The following is a 16,718-nucleotide window of genomic DNA, read 5'->3' on the forward strand; positions in this document are numbered from 1 at the left end:
GTCCGACGTGCGACGGCGGGACGGCCGAGCCAACTCCGCTCGGTGTTGGGTCAGGGTGGGTCGGCCTTCGGGGTCGCTGCCCACGCTGCGGCTGGGGTGACCCGCCCCGGCAGTCCTTGATGCGGACGCTGGGTGTTGTAGATGTTGTCGAACGTGTCGACCTGTGCCTGCAGCTCGGCCAGTGATGCAGCCAGGGGCTGCTTGTCGAGGTAGCGGAACAGAGTCTGGTGGAAGCGTTCGTTCTTGCCTTGGGTGGTCGGCTTGTAGGGCTTGCCGGTGATCGCCTCGACCCCCAGCCGGGCCACGTGATCGACGAGTTGGCCGACAACGCCACGCCGCGAGGGGTTCAACGCGAGTCCGTTGTCGCTCAGCAGCCGTTGCGGCACGCCGTGGGCAATGATGGCCTTGTCGACGACCCGGATGGCGTCCATGACCGTTTCGCCCCAGGCGACGTGGGATGCGACGGCGTAGCGGGAGTGGTCGTCGATGAGCTGGGAAGATCACGCACTTGCGGCCACCAGTCAGGACGTACTCGGTGGCGTCGAGTTGCCAGCACGCGTTCGGGTTGGGGTACACGAACCGTCGCCATGCCGAACGGGGTCGCATCTTGGGCTCAAGTCGCGCGACTCCTGCCTCGCGGAAGGTCCGGGCCAGCGACGCGACCGAGGGGACCTGCTCCAGGCCCATCGCCTTCATCTTGTCGTGCACACTGATCGGCCCATGATCGAGGCCTGAGGCTTCCAGCGCGGCGCGCACCTGAATGGCCTGCGTCTTGACCTCCTCACTCAGCCTCGACGGGCTCGACTTGGGCCTGCGAGTCCGGGGCTCGAGCACGGCAGCCGGGCCATCGACAGCGGCGCGTTTGCGGAGCTCGTAGAACGACTTGCGCGAGATGCCGTGCTCGGCACAGAACGTCGTCACCGCCCCACGAGGAGCGTCGTCGGGCCACTGTGAGATCGCGAGACGGGGATCAATGGGTTCACGAGTCGGCACCGCCGAAGCCTCGCGGGCGAAGTGTCACCACCAATACCACCGGAAGTGTCACCTATGTCCTGATGCAGAACTGTCACCCATGTCCTGCGACATGACAGACGAATCCTACGACTCAGTCCGGTACCAGGACGAGGGATAGCTCGGCAGGTCGGTGACGATGAGTTCCTTGCCGGGCTCGGTGCCTCGGTGACGCCCAGGCCGCCGTCGAGTGTCCCGACAGGAGCTTGTATCGGCGGTTCAGTCGGCCTCTGGCGGGGGTGTCCAGGTGCGGGAGTCGCGGAGGTTCGGACACAGGAAGTCCCAGGCGTTGTAGATGACGTCGCCGCGAACACCTCTGCGGCCGAAGGGCCACGTCGGAGTGGGTTCGACGGTACGGACGTACCGTCGGTACAGCTCGCCGGAGGTCTGGTTGGGCGCCTCTGCGGTGACAGGGGGCTCCCGCGAGAGCCATCGACAGGCGTGGTCGCCTTCGGCGATGTAGATGGCATCGGTGGCACGTCGAGCCTTCGCGGGGGCGTCGGCGAAGTATCTCTTGACCTGCACCAGGAACCGAGTCTCGTTCCGGGCCTGGTTCAGGGTCATGTCGCGCACGTGCGCAGGCGGGGCCGACGCCATCTGCGCCAGTGCTGCGCACGCCGTCGCCAGGACGAGCACCATGACGGCGACCGGGATGACGATCGAGCCCGTCGCTCGCTGGTCGACCGTCCTGAGGGCTTACGCGGGGCCGTCGACGTTCTTGGGCATGCGTGTCGTGGCCCGGTCGTCCATGAGCGCGACGATGGCAGTTTCGCTGTGCCCTGTGCATGCCCTCGACCGGGTAAATCCTCTGCTCTTTGATTTGTGGCCAGCATGGGTCCGCGCGGCCGGAACGGCTGCTCAGCCGGAGCAACCCCCGCGGGCGGGGGGCTGCTCGCAATTCCCACTTCTCAAGCTCGCAAGCTGGAATTGCTCACCAGGCAGCAAGGGAGGCGCTGTCGCACGGATCGCGGCAGATCCGGACGGTTTCGTGACAACCTGACCGTGTGGTGTCGCGGAACAAGTACGTGGTCAAGACGGACGGACTGAGCACCTCTGAGCGAGTTGAGCTGTGCCGGGAGCTTCTTGCGCTCGCGGCACCGGACGTCGCGACCTTCGAGACCGACATCCCGTGGTCCATGGCGGCGGAGTGGCCGACCGAAGTGCGCGAGGCAGCCGAGCACTTGAGCTCGCTGAGGACGCCCAAGCGGGGGGAAGACCGGCTCTACCGCCGGACAGGGGTCCGACAGAACGGCGAGGTCGCCGTATGGGATGCGTTCGTCGCGTTCGCGCCCTACTCGTTCGATGCGTCGGCGTGGGCGCCGGGTCCACGTCGTCTGGTCGCGCTGGCCGACTGCGCGCAGTCGATCGCCGTCGACCTGACCCGTGACCAGATCGCGTTGCTGAGCACCGCAGTCGAAGCTCGACTGGTGCCCACGAGGCGATGACCGAATGGAACACGGCTCATCGGCATGACCGAGTGGATCGCGGCAGATCCGCGCGGATCTCACGTGCAGTTGCGGTCCCTCCCCCTAGCCTCAACGCATGGCTGATGTGATCTTGGGTCGTGCGGGGAGCACTGTTCTCATCGACCTCGACGTCTGTGTCAAGACTGGTCGCGTCACCCACGACCGCGTGACCCTGCGCGGTCACACCACGCCAGCGTGGGTCACGCTTCTCCTGCTCTTCACCATCGTCGGCTTCTTCATTGCCGGCATGATGAGTTCGCGCCGTTACCGCGTCACGCTCCCGTTCAGCCACGAGGTCCATGAGCGCTGGCGCAACAACAGGCGCCTGGCCTGGCTGGTCGCGTTGATCGGTGTCTGTGCCCTCATGGCAACAGCCACCGTTGGCGACGACGACGCAGGGCTGTTCGTCGGCTCTGGCTTCGCGTTCATGGCGGGTGGAGTGGTCCTCGGAACCATTAATGCGGTCAAGAACAACGTGGGCATCCGCATGACGCGAGACGACGACCTCGTGCTCACTGGCGCTCACCCGACCTTCGTGCAAGCGGTGAACACGGCGTCCCGTGAGCCACTGACGCGCTGATCGTCCCGCAGGATCTGTCCGCACACCCACTGCGCGCTTCTCGGCAGATCCGGACACCCACTCGCGCCCAAGCACCCCTACGGGTTGATCGCCTGGAGCAGCCGTGCGGCCTTCCACTCCGTCTCGGCCCACTCCTCGTCGACGTCGCTGGCGACCGTGATCCCGCCGCCCGTACCGAGCACGTAGTCCTCTCCGGCGGTGGTGAGGGTGCGGATGACGACGCCGAGGTCGGCGCGGCCGTCGCCGGAGACCCAGCCGAAGGCGCCGGAGTAGGCCCCGCGTGGGGTCGCCTCGACCTCCTCGATGATCTCCATCGTACGCAGCTTGGGGGCGCCCGTCATCGAGCCCGCGGGGAAGAGCGCCTTGAGCGCGCCGACGGTGGTGACGTCGGCGCGCAGCCGGCCGCGGACGGTCGAGACCAGCTGGTGCACGGAGGCGTAGGACTCGACGTCCATCAGGGTGGGGACCTCGACGCTGCCGACCTCGCAGACCGTCGCGAGGTCGTTGCGGAGCAGGTCGACGATCATCAGGTTCTCGGAGCGGAACTTGGGGTCGCTCGCCAGCCGGTCGCGCGCCTCCTGGTCCTCGGCGGGGGTGCCGCCGCGCGCGGTGGTGCCCTTGATCGGCTTGGTCTCGAGGACCCGGTCCTCGTCGACCAGGGCATAGCGCTCGGGCGAGGAGCTGAGCAGCCAGGCGCGCGCGCCGTCGACGTCGTGCTGGAGGAAACCCGCGTAGGGAGCGGGATTCAGAGCCCGTAGGCGGAGGTAGGCCGCGGCCGGGGAGAGCGGGCTGCCGGCCCGGATCCGGTGGGTCAGGTTGACCTCGTAGGAGTCGCCCGCGCGCAGGTGCTCCTGGACCGCGGCGAAGGCCCGGGCGTAGTCCGGCGGAGTGGCGCTCGGCTCGTCGGCGCTGATGCCGACGGTGGCGGTCGGGGCCGCGACCGGGTGCTCGTACTCGCGGAGGTGGGAGGGACGCAGCCAGACCGCGTCCGGCAGGTCGGGGTCGGGTACGGCGGGCAGGTCGGCGCGGGCGGCGTACCCGAAGTAGCCGAACCACTGGTCGCTCGGCCTCCCGTCGGCGAGCTCGGCCTCCAGCACGGTGAACGGGTCGTCGCCGACCACCACGGACCGGCCGCCGGCGTGCCGGGTCACCTCGCGGGTCGCCGCGTCGTAGGTCAGCGAGACGTCGTCGTCGTCGAGCCAGCCGAGGATCGAGCGGCGACGGGACCAGTCGCGGGCACCGCCGCCGTCGAGCCAAACGCAGCGGGCGTGGCGCGCCTGGATCCGGGCGAACGCCTCGGCGGGGTCGCCCTGGGTCACCATCCGGCCACCATGCGGGTCAGCGTCCCATGGCGAGGAAGTTCGCGACCAGCCGCGCGCCGTGCTCCGAGAGCACCGACTCGGGGTGGAACTGCACGCCCTCGATCGGCAGCGTCCGGTGCCGCACCCCCATGATCGTGCCGTCGGCCGCCCAGGCCGTGGCCTCGAGCCCGTCGGGCAGCCGGGTGGCGGCGAGCGAGTGGTAGCGCACGGCGGCGAGCGGCGACGGGAGCCCGGCGAACACACCGCGGCCGTCGTGGGTGACCGCCTCGACCGTGCCGTGAGCCGGCTCGACCCGGCCCACCTCGCCCCCGAACGCGAGCACCATCCCCTGCAGACCGAGGCACACGCCCAGCACCGGGCGACCATCGTCGAAGCGCCAGTCGTACTCGCTGGGGTGGCCCGGGCCCGGGGACAGCACGACGTGGGAGTACGCCGACAGGTCGACCTCGTCGTCCCACTGGACGACGCTCGGCAGCACGCCGGTGACGCCGGCGATCAGGTGGACCAGGTTCCAGGTGTAGGAGTCGCGGTGGTCGACGACCACGACGTCGGGGGGACTCACAACGCGACCGCCAGCTCGCCGCGGCGCAGCGCGGCGACCACGCCGGGCGCCGCTACGACGTGCACCTCGGGCCAGTCGATCTCGCCCGCCGCCGGATCCACCGGCCAGGCCAGGCGTTCCTCGCCCAGCGAGAACTCCGCTGCCACGCCCGGCTTGTTGCCGCGCGGGTCCTGCCGGTGCCAGCCGCCGTCGAGGTGGACGGCGACCAGGCCGTGCACGACGTACCCGTCGCCGTCGGCCAGCCACTGGTAGCACAACCCCGTCGGCACGCCTCCGGCGCGAAGTACGGCGGCGAGCAGATGTGCCTTCGCGTAGCACCAGCCGACGCCGTCGGCGAGCACCTCGGTCGCCGTGACGGCGAACCGCGGGTCTCCCGCATCGCCCGCGTGGGCGATCTTGTCGCGCACCCACGCGAACGCCGCCGCCGCGAACGCCGCGTCGTCCAGCGCGCCCGCGCCAAGCCGCTCGGCCAGGGCTACGACCTCCGGCGCGCGGGCCTCGACGACGTCGTCCGCTGCGAGGTACGACGCCGGCGACCCTGCGATCAGCTCCACGTCACGACGCTCAGAGCAGGACGCCGGAGACCAGGTCGTGGACGATGTCGAAGCCACGCTCGGTGAGGATCGACTCGGCGTGGAACTGGACGCCGCGGAAGTGCGGGCCGGCCAGCGCGTGGACGTCGCCGGTGTCGGTGTCGGCGTCCACCCGGATCCCGGCAGGCAGCTCGACCTCCGGGGAGACCCGGCCCACGAAGGTGTTGTAGAAGCCGACCTTCTGCGGGCGGCCGTCGAGCAGCACGGTGGCCTGGGTGCCCTGGAAGACGATGTCCTTGTAGGCGAGCGGGATGCCGAGCTGGTGACACAGCGCCTGGTGGCCCAGGCAGACCGCGACGAACGGCTTCTCGTTGGCCAGCAGCCAGGCGACGGCGGCGCGCAGCTGGCCCATCTTCGGGTCGGCGTCGTCGCGCGGGTCGCCGGGGCCCGGCCCGACGATGACCAGGTCGTAGCCGTCGAGCACGCCGTCGGCGTACTCCTCGTGCCGGACGACCGAGCTGGTCATGCCCATCCGGGCGAGCATGTGGCGCAGCATGTTCACGAAGTCGTCCTCGCCGTCGAGGATGACGGCGGACTTCCCGGCCAGGCGCGGGTCGACCGGCGTACCGGCCTGGTCGGCGAGCCAGAAGCCGGAGAGCCGGTTGTTGCGGGCGTTGAGCGCGATCAGCACCTCCTCGTCGGCGACGAGGGTGGCGATGTCGGTCGTGGGGACGGGCGCCGGCGGGACCAGGCCGAAGGCGGACAGGATGCCGCCGGCCTTGGCGTGCGTCTCGGCGACCTCGTACGCCGGCACGGAGTCGCGCACGAGCGTGGCTCCGGCGGTCACCTTCAGCTCGCCGGCGGGTGAGACGTCGGCGGTACGCAGCACGATCGGGCTGTCGAGGACGGCCTCGCCGGCCTCGTCGCGGCCGAAGATCGCCAGCGCCGCGGCGTAGTAGCCGCGGCCCTCGGGCTCGTAGGCCTTGATCAGCCGGCACGCGTTCTCGACGGGCGAGCCGGTGACCGTGGCGGCGTACATGGTGTCGCGCAGGACCTCGCGGACGTCGCGCGTGGTGCGCCCGGCGAGGAGGTACTCGGTGTGGATGAGGTGGGTCATCGGCTTGAGGAACGGGCCGAGCACCTGGCCGCCCTCGGTGCAGATGTCGCACATCATCTTGAGCTCCTCGTCGACGACCATGAAGAGCTCGTAGATCTCCTTCTCGTCCTTGAGGAACTCAGCGATCCGGGCCTCGGTGCTGCGGGTCTCGCCGGCGGGCGGACGCAGGTGGAAGGTGCCGGAGATCGGGTTCATCCGGACGTCGCCGCCGTGGACGGAGACGTGTCGCTCGGGCGAGGCGCCGATGAGGAAGCGGTCGCCGGTGAAGAAGACGAAGGTCCAGTAGGCGCCGCGCTCGCGCTCGAGCAGCCGGCGGAGGACGGTGAGCGCGACGTCGGGGCCGAAGTCGGCGACGACGGCGCGGTAGTTGCGCCCGATGACGAGGTTCGCGCCCTCGCCCTGGCCGATCTCCTCGCTGATGATCTGCTCGACCAGCTTGCCGTAGTCCTCGTCGGACGTCTCGAAGCCGCCGCGGTCGGTGAAGTCGACGTCGACCGGGTCGATCGCGGCGATCACGTCGGCGACGGAGAACTCGTGCTCGCTCTGCACGTCGACCACGACGAGCGGCGTACCGTCGTCGTGGGCCTCGAAGCCGCGCTCGCCGACCTGGCGGAACGGTACGGCGACCAGCCGGTCGCAGATGTGCCCCGGCTCCGGCACGCCCGTCTCGAGCGGGATGTCCATGATCGACTCGACCACGCTGCGGGTGCCGCCGAGGACGCCGACGGTGTCGCGGTCGCCCGCGCGGGTGGAGCGCCGGATGATCGCCCAGGCCTCGTGCCCCTGGACGGCCGCGATGGCTTCCCGGGCGGTGAGGGCGGTGCTGGGCTGTTCAGGCATGACCGAAGCCTATGCGGGGTCGGGGTCCCAGGGATGCCCCCCTCCACCCGCTGGATCGCCGCGCCCCAGGCGAATTCGTCGTGGATCGGCCGGATCGGCGACCTATTCGAATGGGGCGCGCTCGATCAGAGCAGTCCGGGAACCAGCTCGCCGACGAACGGCAGCACCAGCGCGCAGCGGACCGGGCGCGGGTGCTCCGGGTCGAGCGCGTTGAGCACGAGCTGGGCGGCGTTGCGGCTCGAGGCGATCTGGAAGTGCTCGGAGTAGTCCTGCTTGCACACGTCCTGGAGCACCACGTTGTGCACGCCGGGCAGGATGCCGTTGGTGTAGGGCAGCACCAGCTCGTCGTACTTCGTGACGATGCTGGTGTAGCGCACCCCGGGCTGGACCATGCCGCCCTCGTGGAGCTTCTTCATGAACCTCGAGGTCGGCGAGAACTGCAGGCACGACCGGCACCCGGTCGGAAGCATGCCGTCAGGGAGGACGCCGGCCACGACGTCGCCGAGCGAGGCGACCCGGGTGCCGCGGTACGCCGAGGCGAGGCCGACGTAGTTCTCGACGCGCTTCGCGCCGCCGAGGAACTTCAGGTACCACTGCGGCATCACCGTGCCCTCGGAGTGCCCGACCAGGTCGACCTTCGTCGCACCGGTCGCCCTGAGCACCGTCGTGACGAACCTCTTGAGCTGGCGGGCGCTGACCCGCATGTCGTCCAGGCCGCCGAACAGGTTGACCGGGGTGACGTCGTACTCGACGCCGTAGGTCAGCGAGAACACGCAGTAGCCGTTGTTCCTCAGCAACGGGCCGTAGGTCTGCCAGTTGGTGGAACGGTTGCCGAGCAGGCCGTGGACCAGGATCACCGGGCGCGGGTGGGCGGGCGTGGGCCTGCAGCCGAAGTCGTTGGTGCCGGGGGCGTTCGCCCCGGGTACGCCGCCGAAGGCGGCGTTGGGCAGGAAGCTGTAGGGCACCGGCAGCGGCTTCGTGTCCGCCCGCGCCGGTGCGGGTGCGGCGAGGAGGCCGCCGAGCAGGGCGAGCAGGACGGCGACGGTGGTCAGGGCACGGCGCAGCATGTCCTCCCAACGAGAACAGGTTCTGTCGGTCACACGCCCAGGGCCAGGAACGCCGCTGCGGTGCCGGCCGCGACCGGGTCGCCTGCGGCGCGACGGCGCACCTCGCACAGGGCGGTGGCCGGGTCGCTGCCGACGGCGAGCGCCGCGTGCAGGTCGACCATCAGGGCGGCCGTGGCGGCGTCGTTGACCTCGCCGACGCTGCAGACCAGGCCGGCGGTGCCGAGGGAGAACAGCGCTGCCGCCAGCCCGAGCAGCTCCTCGGCCCCGACCGGCGCGAGCACGCCGGACTCGCAGGCCGACAGCACGACGCGGTACGGCGCCCGCGGGACCCGCTCCAGGTCGTGGACCGTCAGCGGCCCGTCGGCCAGGTCGAGCGCCGAGAACAGCGGGCTGTCGGCCCGGAACCGTCCGTGCGCGGCGAGGTGGACCAGGCCGGCGCCGTCGAGGTGGGCCAGCACGGCGTCGAGCGTGGCCCGCGGACCGTCGAGGAGGACGGCGTCCGGGTGGCGCCCGGCCAGGACCGGCACCTCCGCGCCGCCGCTCGCCAGGGCCGGACCGGCGACGAGGACGGTGCTGGCCGGGTCCGGTGGGGTGGAGGCACGGGCCCGCAGCCACTGCCCCGCCGACGGGACCACCGCGAACGGCCGGTCGTGCAGGGTGGGCAGCAGCGACCAGGCCAGGCCGTGCAGCCGGGCCGGGGGCGCGAGCACGACCGGGGTGTCGGGGAGGAGCGCGGCCGCGTCGCCGAGGACCGCCTCCTGGAGGGCCTTCCCGAGGCTCGTGGTGTCGGCCGGCCGGCCGCGGGCCGCGCGGCGCAGCAGCATCGCCGCCGGGCCGAGCAGGGCTGCGATCTCACTCGTCGCGCCGGCCACCCGTCGTCGTACCTTCCCGGCGTGGGCGAGAACGACGTGCAGGACCCCATCGACGTCGACCAGCTCGACCAGGCAGGTCTCGCCGGTCGCCGCGAGGATCTCCTCAACGCTCGCCGGCCGCTGTTGGGCGGCCGTGGTCGCCGACAGCGTGTGGCTCTCCGCCCGCACCGCCCGCTCCAGCCGACGCCGCTCCCGCTCGAGCTCCTCGGTCGGCGCCCCTTCCTGGCGCGCCTCGGCCAGCTGCCGTCCGTTGTCGCGCAGCGCCGCCAGCGACGCCGGGATGGTCGCCGCGTCCGAGGTCGCCGGCGGCTGCGCCAGCGCCGTCGCCCGGGTCCGCTCGCTCCACCGCAGCAGGGTCCTCGCGTCAGTGGCGGCATGGCGCAGCGCGATGGCGGTCAGCTCGCGCCCGTGGGTGGTCGCCAACGCCCTGAGCTCGGACGAACCGATCAGTCGCCGGTGCTCGTCGATCGCGTCCAGGCCCGCGGCGGCCGCGCGCAGCACCCCGCCCCGATCGTGCGTCTCCTCGCGGGCCAGGGCCCGGGCGTGCCAGGCGCCGGCGCGGACCAGGGCGTTCGGGTGGTGGCGGTACGACGCGGCCTGGGCCCACAGCTCACGACGCTGCTCGCCCGTGCTGAGCCGGCCCGCCAGGGTGAGGGCCGATGGGGCCTCGTGCGCCCGCTCGGCGTGGAGCTGACCGGCCAGCGCGACCGCTCGGACCCGGCTGGAAGGCGCGCGCGCGAGGTCGCGTGCCTGGAACTCGGCGAGCTCCGCGCGCGCTCGGTGCCAGGGGCGGTGCTGGCGTCCGAACAGGGTTCGTGCCGTTCGCGCCTCGGCCAGCGCCGGGACCGCGTCGCCCATCGCCAGGAGAGCCGAGGCGTGCAGGAGGTGGAGCTCCGCCTGGTCGACAGCAGGTATCTCGCGCTGCGCGAGGAAGTGATCGAGCAGTTCGACGGCCTCCCGTGCGAGGCCGGCCGAGAGGTACGCGCGCGCACGGGTCGCGGTCCCTGCATAGCGGACCTGCCTGCCCAGAGACCGGTATCGAGCAGCGACCTCTGCATGGATCCGGAGGCCAGTCGCCAGGTCTCCGCGCGCGATCGCGATGTCGGCGCGGTTCTCGATGGCGGTCAGCCGCTCGAGCTGCGCACCCTCCCTGTCCAGGATCTCTTCTGCGCAGCGCGTCTCCTCCTCCGCCACGTCGAGGTGACCGCGCCGCAGCTCCAGGTCTCCGAGCCAGATCCGGGCGCGCGCTTCCCAGACGGCGTCGCCGGTGAGGACGAGCGCGTCGCGTGAGGCCCTGAGAACCGGCACCGCCTCGGCGTCTCGACCGAGCAGCACGAGGATTCCTGCCCGTCGCATGCCGATGCGTGCGCCGAGCCCGCCGGTCGCTCCTGCGGCGGCGCGTTCGAGCTGGAGGAGACCGGATCGCGTGCGTCCAGCGAAGACCAGCGTCGCTCCCAGCGTGGCGCGCACGTCACGCTCACGATCGAGGACGGACGACCGGCGCGCGTCTCGGAGGGCCGCGCGCAGCTCCCGGAGCGCGGCGCCGTGGTCGCCCCTCTCGCGGTGGACGATGCCGAGGCACTGGTGCGCGTAGGACCGCCGGACGGGATCGGAGTCACCGACCAGGACCTCCTCTGCCCAGGCTCGGCCCCGGTCCGGGTCCTCGAGCGCGAGCGCGAGCAGCTCCTCCATCGACGGTCTGCTCCTTTACGGGACCTGCACAGCAGCAATACGTTAGCGCCGCCGACGGGTTTCTCGGCCTGTCATCAGCACCAGGAGCCGCCATGAGCGATCCCATCCGTCCCTCCCTGCCGATCGACCTTCTGCGCAGCCTTCTCGAGAAGCTGCGCCTCACCCGACCGCGACCGCCGCGCGATGTCGGCGCCGATCGGCTGCGCGCCCAGGTGCGCGTCATCAGGGACGCGATGAAGGAGTCGGGCGTCTCCGGAGCGCCGGTGGAGGGGTCGCAGCCACCGCGCGACGACGCTGACATCCACTACCTCTACCGCCCCGGTCACGCGCTGGTGAGGCGTCACGACCTCGGCCGGCTGGAGGAGTACTTCGGCACCGATGAGAACCGGGAGCGGTTCAGGGGCGATCTGGAGTCCCGGGAGACACGGATCCCGGGTCTGATGCTGGCCGCACTGCCGTCTCGGGTGGACGGTCAGGACGACGTCTTGGCGACGCTCGCCGAGCTGGAGCGCTCACACGTCGTCGAACCAGGCGCGATCACGCCGGACCACGTGGTCTACGTGACTCCGCGGGGCTTCATGTGCCCCGCCACCGAACCCGAGACCCCGCACCGCCACACCAAGCCCTGGCCCCCGGCCCTGCCCTCCTCGCGAGAGCTTGCGGACCGCGACCGGGTCCGGGTGGCGGTGGTCGACACCGGCCTGTGGACCGAGGCGGTCGGCAGCGCGATGTCCCCGTGGCTCGAGGTCGGCGACGTCGTGGCCGATCCTTCCGACGTCGAGACGGTCGACCCGACCGCGATCCACCCGTACGCCGGCCACGGCACCTTCGTCGCCGGGGTGATCAGCTGCCTCGCACCGGACACCCGGGTCGAGGTCGAAGGGGTGCTGGTGCACGGCGGCGCGGTCTACGAGTCGGAGATCATCCAGCAACTGCAGGAGGCGATCGACGACGACGACCACCCGCAGGTCATCAGCATCTCTGCGGGGACCCACACCCGCGGCGACTTCGCGCTGCTGGGCTTCGAGCTCCTCGGCGAGTCCAACAAGCTGGCCGAGCGGGAGGACGTGCTGATCGTCGCGGCGGCCGGCAACGACTCCAGCGACAAGCCGTTCTGGCCGGCGGCCTTCCCGTGGGTGGTGTCGGTCGGATCGGTGGACCCGGACGCCTGCGTGTCGGACTTCTCCAACGTCGGTCCGTGGGTCGACGTGTACGCCCGCGGGCGCGACCTGGTCAACGCGTTCCCGAAGGGCAGCTACACCTGCCACGAGCCGCCGAACGTCGGCGAGGTCCGCACCTTCGACGGCCTGGCCCGGTGGAGCGGTACGTCGTTCTCCACCCCGGTCGTGACCGGGCTGATCGCCGCCCGGATGCGGGAGACAGGCCAGTCGGCGCGGGAGGCGTGGCGAGACGTCCTCGCCACCGCGGCGCCGCACACCGACCCGCGGGGCGGCGCGATCAAGGTCGTCGGCCCGCTGACCTGACGTTTCGAGGCTCGTCGCCGGCGCTGCTCGCACCTCAACCAGCGGTCAGAGCATCACCCACGGGGTGGTGAGCGACCAGCCGCCCTGCTCGACGACGAACCGGACGGTGCCGGGGTGCACGCCCTCCAGCCGGAAGAAGCCGGAGGCGTCGGCCTCGGCACTCAGGGCGTGCGCGTCGGGACGTTCCAGCATCACCGAGGCCGGCTCGGTGACGGAGGCCGCCTCCCCGGCGGCGATCACCTGACCGAGGAGGGTCTCGCCCTCGACCTCGACCTCGAGGGTGAGGCCACTGTGGCCGAAGGACAGGGTGCGGGGCTCGCCCCCCTCGTCCGAGCCGGAGCGTACGGCGGCGCCCGCGTCGAGGGCGGAGTCGTGGAGCAGCTCGGCCAGCTCGGCGTCGACCGAGCGCCACGTGAGGGCGGCGCGGGCCGCCGTACGCCGCCGGTCGCTGACGGCCGCCTCCTCGGCGACGGCCTCGCCGAGCAGGGCCATCAGCTCGTCGTCGTCCAGGGGACCGGTCACGGGGTCACCTCCACCAGTCGGCGCAGCGCGGGGGTACGGCGCAGCTGCTCGAGCGCGCGGGCGCGGGTCGGGCCGATGCTGCCGACGGGGATGCCGAAGCGGCGGCTGATCTCCTCGTAGCCCACAGGTGGGTCGGCGAGGAGGAGCAGGAGCAGGGCCCGGCGGGCCTCGGGGAGCGCGGCGAGGGCCTCGCGGAGCAGCTGGCGGCTCTCGGCCGCGAGCAGGTCGGTGCCGGCGACGTCGTCGACGACCGCGTCGAGGCCGGTCGCGTCCTGCGGGTCGACGGGGCGGACCCGGCCGCGGGCGGCCAGCAGGCGCAGGCACTCGTTGCGGGTCGTCGTCCGGATCCAGCCGGGCAGCGCCGCGGGCTCGCGCAGGTCGCCGAGGTGCTCGACGAGGCGCAGCCAGACGGTCTGGCTGACGTCGTCGCCGTCGGCCTCCGAGAGCCGGTGGCCGCGGATGATCGCGTCCACCAGCGGGAGGAAGCGGTCCACGATCGCATCCCATGCATGCTGGTCTCCTTCCCGCGCCGCGGGGACGAGCGCGGACAGCGGTGAGCTCACGTCCACACCCGACCCCCTTCGCACGGTGCGAGAGCTTGCGGATGCATCGTCCCGCACTTCTGACCCGCGAACCAGTGCCGCTGATACGTCGAGACCGGGTGTATCACCCGGTCCCGCCGTCCCCTCCTCCTTCCATCACCCCACCGCGGCACTCCCGCAGCTCCCCGGAAGGAACCCGTCATGACCTGGACCGAGACCCACGAACGCACCCGCATCATCCGCGAGGTCGAGGCCGCCGCCGCGACCGACATGAGCGGGCGGTCCCCTGGCGCGAGGAGTGGCGCCCGTACTTCGACGGCCCCGTGGCCCTGGTCGTTGCGCTCCGGGCCCGCTGGCAGCACATGTGCGAGGCCCAGCTCGACGTCCAGGCCGGTGAAGACGAGGTCGAGCACACCTCTGCGCGGCTGCGTCGTACCCAGGCGGCCGTCCTGCTCATCCTGCGCCGGTACGACGCCGGCGCGCCCGGTGCGCCCGTCGTCCTCGGCCTGGCGGCTCCGCGGCCCGTTTCCGTCCCGCGGCGGCCCGCCGGTTCCACCTGCGCGGCCCGATCCTGCCTGCCTAGGCCCGGATCGACCGCCGTCCTCGCGTTCTCGGCCCGTGGGGGGTCGGTGCGGCGCGAGCGGGTGGCCCGTCCGGACGCCGGACGGGCCACCCCCTTCTCACGTCGAGGGGCTCAGCCCTCGCGCTCCTCGGAGCGCACCGTGACCTTCTTCAAGAGCCGGTTGAGGGTCGCGAGCTCGCGCTCGGTGAGGGCCTCCGCGAGGTCGTCCTCGGCCCGGCCCCGGAGGTCCATCGCCTGGCGCCAGATCGCCATGCCCGCCTTGGTGACCTCCACGATCACCCGCCGCCGGTCCTCCACGGCGGGGATCCGGCGGATCCAGCCGGCCTTCTCGAGGCCGTCGAGGCGCCCGGTCATCCCGGCCCCGGAGACGCCGAGCTCGGTGGCGAGCTCGGTCGGCGAGGCGGAGCCGGGGGTGTCGCGGATCATCAGCACGTGCAGGGTGTCGTACTCGAAGTCGGTGAGCCCGACCTCGGCGACGGCGCGCTGCTTGGCGCGGCGCAGGTAGCGGTCGATCCGGTTGACCCGGACGAACACGCCCTCGACGGCCTCGTCGAAGGCCAGGTCGAGCCAGTGGTCCTTCCACCGCGCGACGTGGCGGTCCGTCCAGTCCTCGGCCATGGCCGAACGCTACTGCGCGACGCGCAGCCGTCCGCGCCAGCGCCCGGCGAGGCCGGCACCGACGAGCATCGTGGCGACCAGCGGGAACAGGTACGACGGCGAGGCGAACCAGTAGTACGTCGACGGCAGGTCGCGGGTGAAGTCGAAGAAGCTCTCGATGTCGGCGAGGAACCACGCGAACGGCACCAGGCCCCAGAGCAGGCCGGCCAGCACCGGTCCCAGACCGGAGAGCCGCGCCGTCGCCGCGACGGCGAGCAGGATCAGGGCGCCGACCAGCATCAGCAGCAGCTCGTCGAGCGCGCCGGAGTTGTCCATGCTCCGCGCCCGCTCGATGTAGTACTTGCCCGCGCCGTAGTCGAACACCAGGACTCCGATCGGCGTCAGCCCGAGGGCGAGGACCACGCTGCCGAGGTGACGCAGCGCCATGGACGAGCGACGCCGGATCGTGGGAGACCCGGGAGACCCGGGCGGCCCGGGAGGCGGGAGGTAGGGAGCAGCTGGCTCGGTCATGGCGCGAGCCTGCCCCGGCGCGGACCGGTCCGAAACAGGTATTTCGTGAGCGAATACTTAGGTGGCGAAGTATCCTCCTCCGGTGCCCCCGTCCTCCCCGCTCCGCTCGCGCAACTTCCGGCTGCTCGTCGGAGGCGTTGCCGTCAGCGGTCTGGGGTCGGCGATGACCCCCGTGGCGCTGGCCTTTGCCGTCCTCGACCTCGGCGGCACCGCCACCCAGCTGGGCCTGGTCGTCGCCGCGTTCTCGGCCGCCGAGGTCCTCACCATCCTGTACGGCGGCGTGCTCGGCGACCGGCTCCCCCGCCAGCTCCTCATGCAGGGCTCGTCGGCGGCGACCGCCGTCAGCCAGGCGGCGTGCGCGACGGTGCTGATCACCGGCCACGGCTCGCTGTGGTTCCTCACCGCGATCGGGGTGGTCAACGGCTGCCTCGGGGCGATCGCGCAGCCCGCCTCCAACGCGATGACCCGCTCGACGGTCACCGACGAGCAGCTCGGCCGTGCGGTCGTGCTGCGCAGCCTGGCCACGCAGACCGCGTTCGCGATCGGCTTCGCCGTCGCCGGCGTCATCGTCGCGGTCACCAGCCCCGGCTGGGCGATCGCGGTCGACGCGGCGACGTACGCCGTCGCGGCGGTGCTCTTCGCGATGATCCGCGTCCCCAGCGCCGTGAGCGCCGAGCGCGAGCGACTCCTCGCCGAGCTCGCCGACGGCGCCCGCGAGGTCTTCCGGCACGCCTGGCTGTGGCTGCTGATCGGGCAGGCGTTGCTCTACCACCTGTGCTTCGGCGGGGTGCAGGGCGTGCTCGGGCCGATCGTCGTGAGCGACACGTGGAGCAAGGAGGCCTGGGGCTGGGCGCTCTCGGCCCTCATGCTCGGCTTCGTCGCCGGCGGCCTGGTCGCGCTGCGCTGGCGCCCGCGGCACCTGCTGCGCTGGGGCGTGCTGATGCTGTCCCTGACCGCCGCCTTCCCGCTCGCGCTCGCGGTCGCCGACGACCTGTCCGTGGTGCTCGCGGGCGCGTTCGTGCACGGCGTCGGGCTGCAGCTGTTCAGCGTCAGCTGGGACCTGGCGATCCAGGAGAACGTCGCCGAGGACATGCTCGCGCGGGTCTACTCCTTCGACCTCGTCGGCTCGTTCGTCTGCCGCCCGCTCGGCCTCGCGCTGACCGGTCCGGTCGCCGCTCTGGTCGGCACCGACCGGTGGCTGGTCCTGGTCGCCGCCGTGATCGGGCTCAGCTCGCTCGCCGCGCTGGGCGCGCCGTCGGTATGGCAGCTGACCCGTCGTACGACGCCGGTCGCCGCGCCCGCGCCCGCGCCGCTGTAACACGCCGTCCACCCGACAGGTCGGCGGTTGTCAGCAGCCGTACGGCGTGTCGTGCGGCGTGTCGCTACGTGGACAGCGT

At 71.9% G+C, this 16,718-nt stretch carries 15 protein-coding genes and 1 pseudogene; 4 read left to right on the top strand and 12 right to left on the bottom strand.

Translation table 11 applies throughout. The features are described 5' to 3' along the window. Positions 1–56 precede the first annotated feature (56 nt). Positions 57–993, bottom strand: a pseudogene (locus tag KU893_RS17345) (integrase core domain-containing protein); the annotation flags it as partial. Between the two features lie 237 nt (positions 994–1,230). Further along, positions 1,231–1,575 carry a hypothetical protein gene (locus KU893_RS17350; protein WP_218235639.1) on the bottom strand — a complete coding sequence of 115 codons (345 nt, stop codon included), beginning with the start codon at positions 1,573–1,575 and terminating at the stop codon, positions 1,231–1,233. 461 nt (positions 1,576–2,036) lie between these two features. Here KU893_RS17350 and KU893_RS17355 point away from each other — a divergent pair, with 461 nt between their 5' ends. Next, on the top strand, positions 2,037–2,456 hold the full coding sequence (locus tag KU893_RS17355; RefSeq protein WP_218235640.1) for a hypothetical protein: 420 nt from the start codon (positions 2,037–2,039) through the stop codon (positions 2,454–2,456). A 97-nt stretch (positions 2,457–2,553) separates the two neighbouring features. Then, positions 2,554–3,057 (top strand): hypothetical protein, encoded by a 504-nt coding sequence (locus KU893_RS17360; RefSeq protein ID WP_218235641.1) that lies wholly within the window; start codon positions 2,554–2,556, stop codon positions 3,055–3,057. A 77-nt stretch (positions 3,058–3,134) separates the two neighbouring features. Here KU893_RS17360 and pabB read toward each other — a convergent pair whose 3' ends face one another. The 6 genes from pabB to KU893_RS17390 form a co-directional block, all read right to left on the bottom strand. Beyond that, complete coding sequence (gene pabB, locus KU893_RS17365) at positions 3,135–4,379, bottom strand: aminodeoxychorismate synthase component I (protein ID WP_218235642.1); 1,245 nt, start codon at positions 4,377–4,379, stop codon at positions 3,135–3,137. Positions 4,380–4,395: 16 nt separating this feature from the next. Beyond that, on the bottom strand, positions 4,396–4,941 hold the full coding sequence (locus tag KU893_RS17370; protein ID WP_218235643.1) for an anthranilate synthase component II: 546 nt from the start codon (positions 4,939–4,941) through the stop codon (positions 4,396–4,398). After that, complete coding sequence (locus KU893_RS17375; RefSeq protein WP_218235644.1) at positions 4,938–5,495, bottom strand: transglutaminase-like domain-containing protein; 558 nt, start codon at positions 5,493–5,495, stop codon at positions 4,938–4,940. Before KU893_RS17375 ends, KU893_RS17370 begins: the two co-directional genes overlap by 4 nt. Before the next feature lie 10 nt (positions 5,496–5,505). Next, on the bottom strand, positions 5,506–7,431 hold the full coding sequence (locus tag KU893_RS17380; protein ID WP_218235645.1) for an anthranilate synthase family protein: 1,926 nt from the start codon (positions 7,429–7,431) through the stop codon (positions 5,506–5,508). 125 nt (positions 7,432–7,556) lie between these two features. Beyond that, entirely contained in the window at positions 7,557–8,498 is a 942-nt protein-coding gene (locus tag KU893_RS17385; RefSeq protein WP_218235646.1) for an esterase/lipase family protein, read from the bottom strand. A 29-nt stretch (positions 8,499–8,527) separates the two neighbouring features. Next, the gene (locus KU893_RS17390) at positions 8,528–11,062 is read right to left on the bottom strand and encodes a CHAT domain-containing protein (RefSeq protein WP_218235647.1); all 2,535 of its coding nucleotides are present in this window, start codon (positions 11,060–11,062) and stop codon (positions 8,528–8,530) included. Between the two features lie 92 nt (positions 11,063–11,154). Between KU893_RS17390 and KU893_RS17395 the strand changes: the two genes are divergently transcribed. Next, on the top strand, positions 11,155–12,546 hold the full coding sequence (locus tag KU893_RS17395) for a S8 family peptidase (RefSeq protein ID WP_218235648.1): 1,392 nt from the start codon (positions 11,155–11,157) through the stop codon (positions 12,544–12,546). A gap of 45 nt (positions 12,547–12,591) precedes the next feature. Here KU893_RS17395 and KU893_RS17400 read toward each other — a convergent pair whose 3' ends face one another. The 4 genes from KU893_RS17400 to KU893_RS17415 all read right to left on the bottom strand — a co-directional run bounded on the left by KU893_RS17400 (position 12,592) and on the right by KU893_RS17415 (position 15,237). Continuing rightward, entirely contained in the window at positions 12,592–13,068 is a 477-nt protein-coding gene (locus tag KU893_RS17400; RefSeq protein WP_218235649.1) for a hypothetical protein, read from the bottom strand. Continuing rightward, entirely contained in the window at positions 13,065–13,631 is a 567-nt protein-coding gene (locus KU893_RS17405; protein WP_218235650.1) for an RNA polymerase sigma factor, read from the bottom strand. Before KU893_RS17405 ends, KU893_RS17400 begins: the two co-directional genes overlap by 4 nt. Before the next feature lie 673 nt (positions 13,632–14,304). After that, entirely contained in the window at positions 14,305–14,811 is a 507-nt protein-coding gene (locus tag KU893_RS17410; protein ID WP_218235651.1) for a MarR family winged helix-turn-helix transcriptional regulator, read from the bottom strand. A gap of 9 nt (positions 14,812–14,820) precedes the next feature. Next, complete coding sequence (locus KU893_RS17415) at positions 14,821–15,237, bottom strand: hypothetical protein (RefSeq protein ID WP_218235652.1); 417 nt, start codon at positions 15,235–15,237, stop codon at positions 14,821–14,823. Positions 15,238–15,403: 166 nt separating this feature from the next. Here KU893_RS17415 and KU893_RS17420 point away from each other — a divergent pair, with 166 nt between their 5' ends. Next, positions 15,404–16,639 (top strand): MFS transporter, encoded by a 1,236-nt coding sequence (locus tag KU893_RS17420; protein WP_257441350.1) that lies wholly within the window; start codon positions 15,404–15,406, stop codon positions 16,637–16,639. Positions 16,640–16,718: the final 79 nt, after the last annotated feature.

The organism is Nocardioides daeguensis (assembly GCF_019192965.1).
Taxonomy (GTDB): Bacteria; Actinomycetota; Actinomycetes; order Propionibacteriales; family Nocardioidaceae; genus Nocardioides; species Nocardioides daeguensis.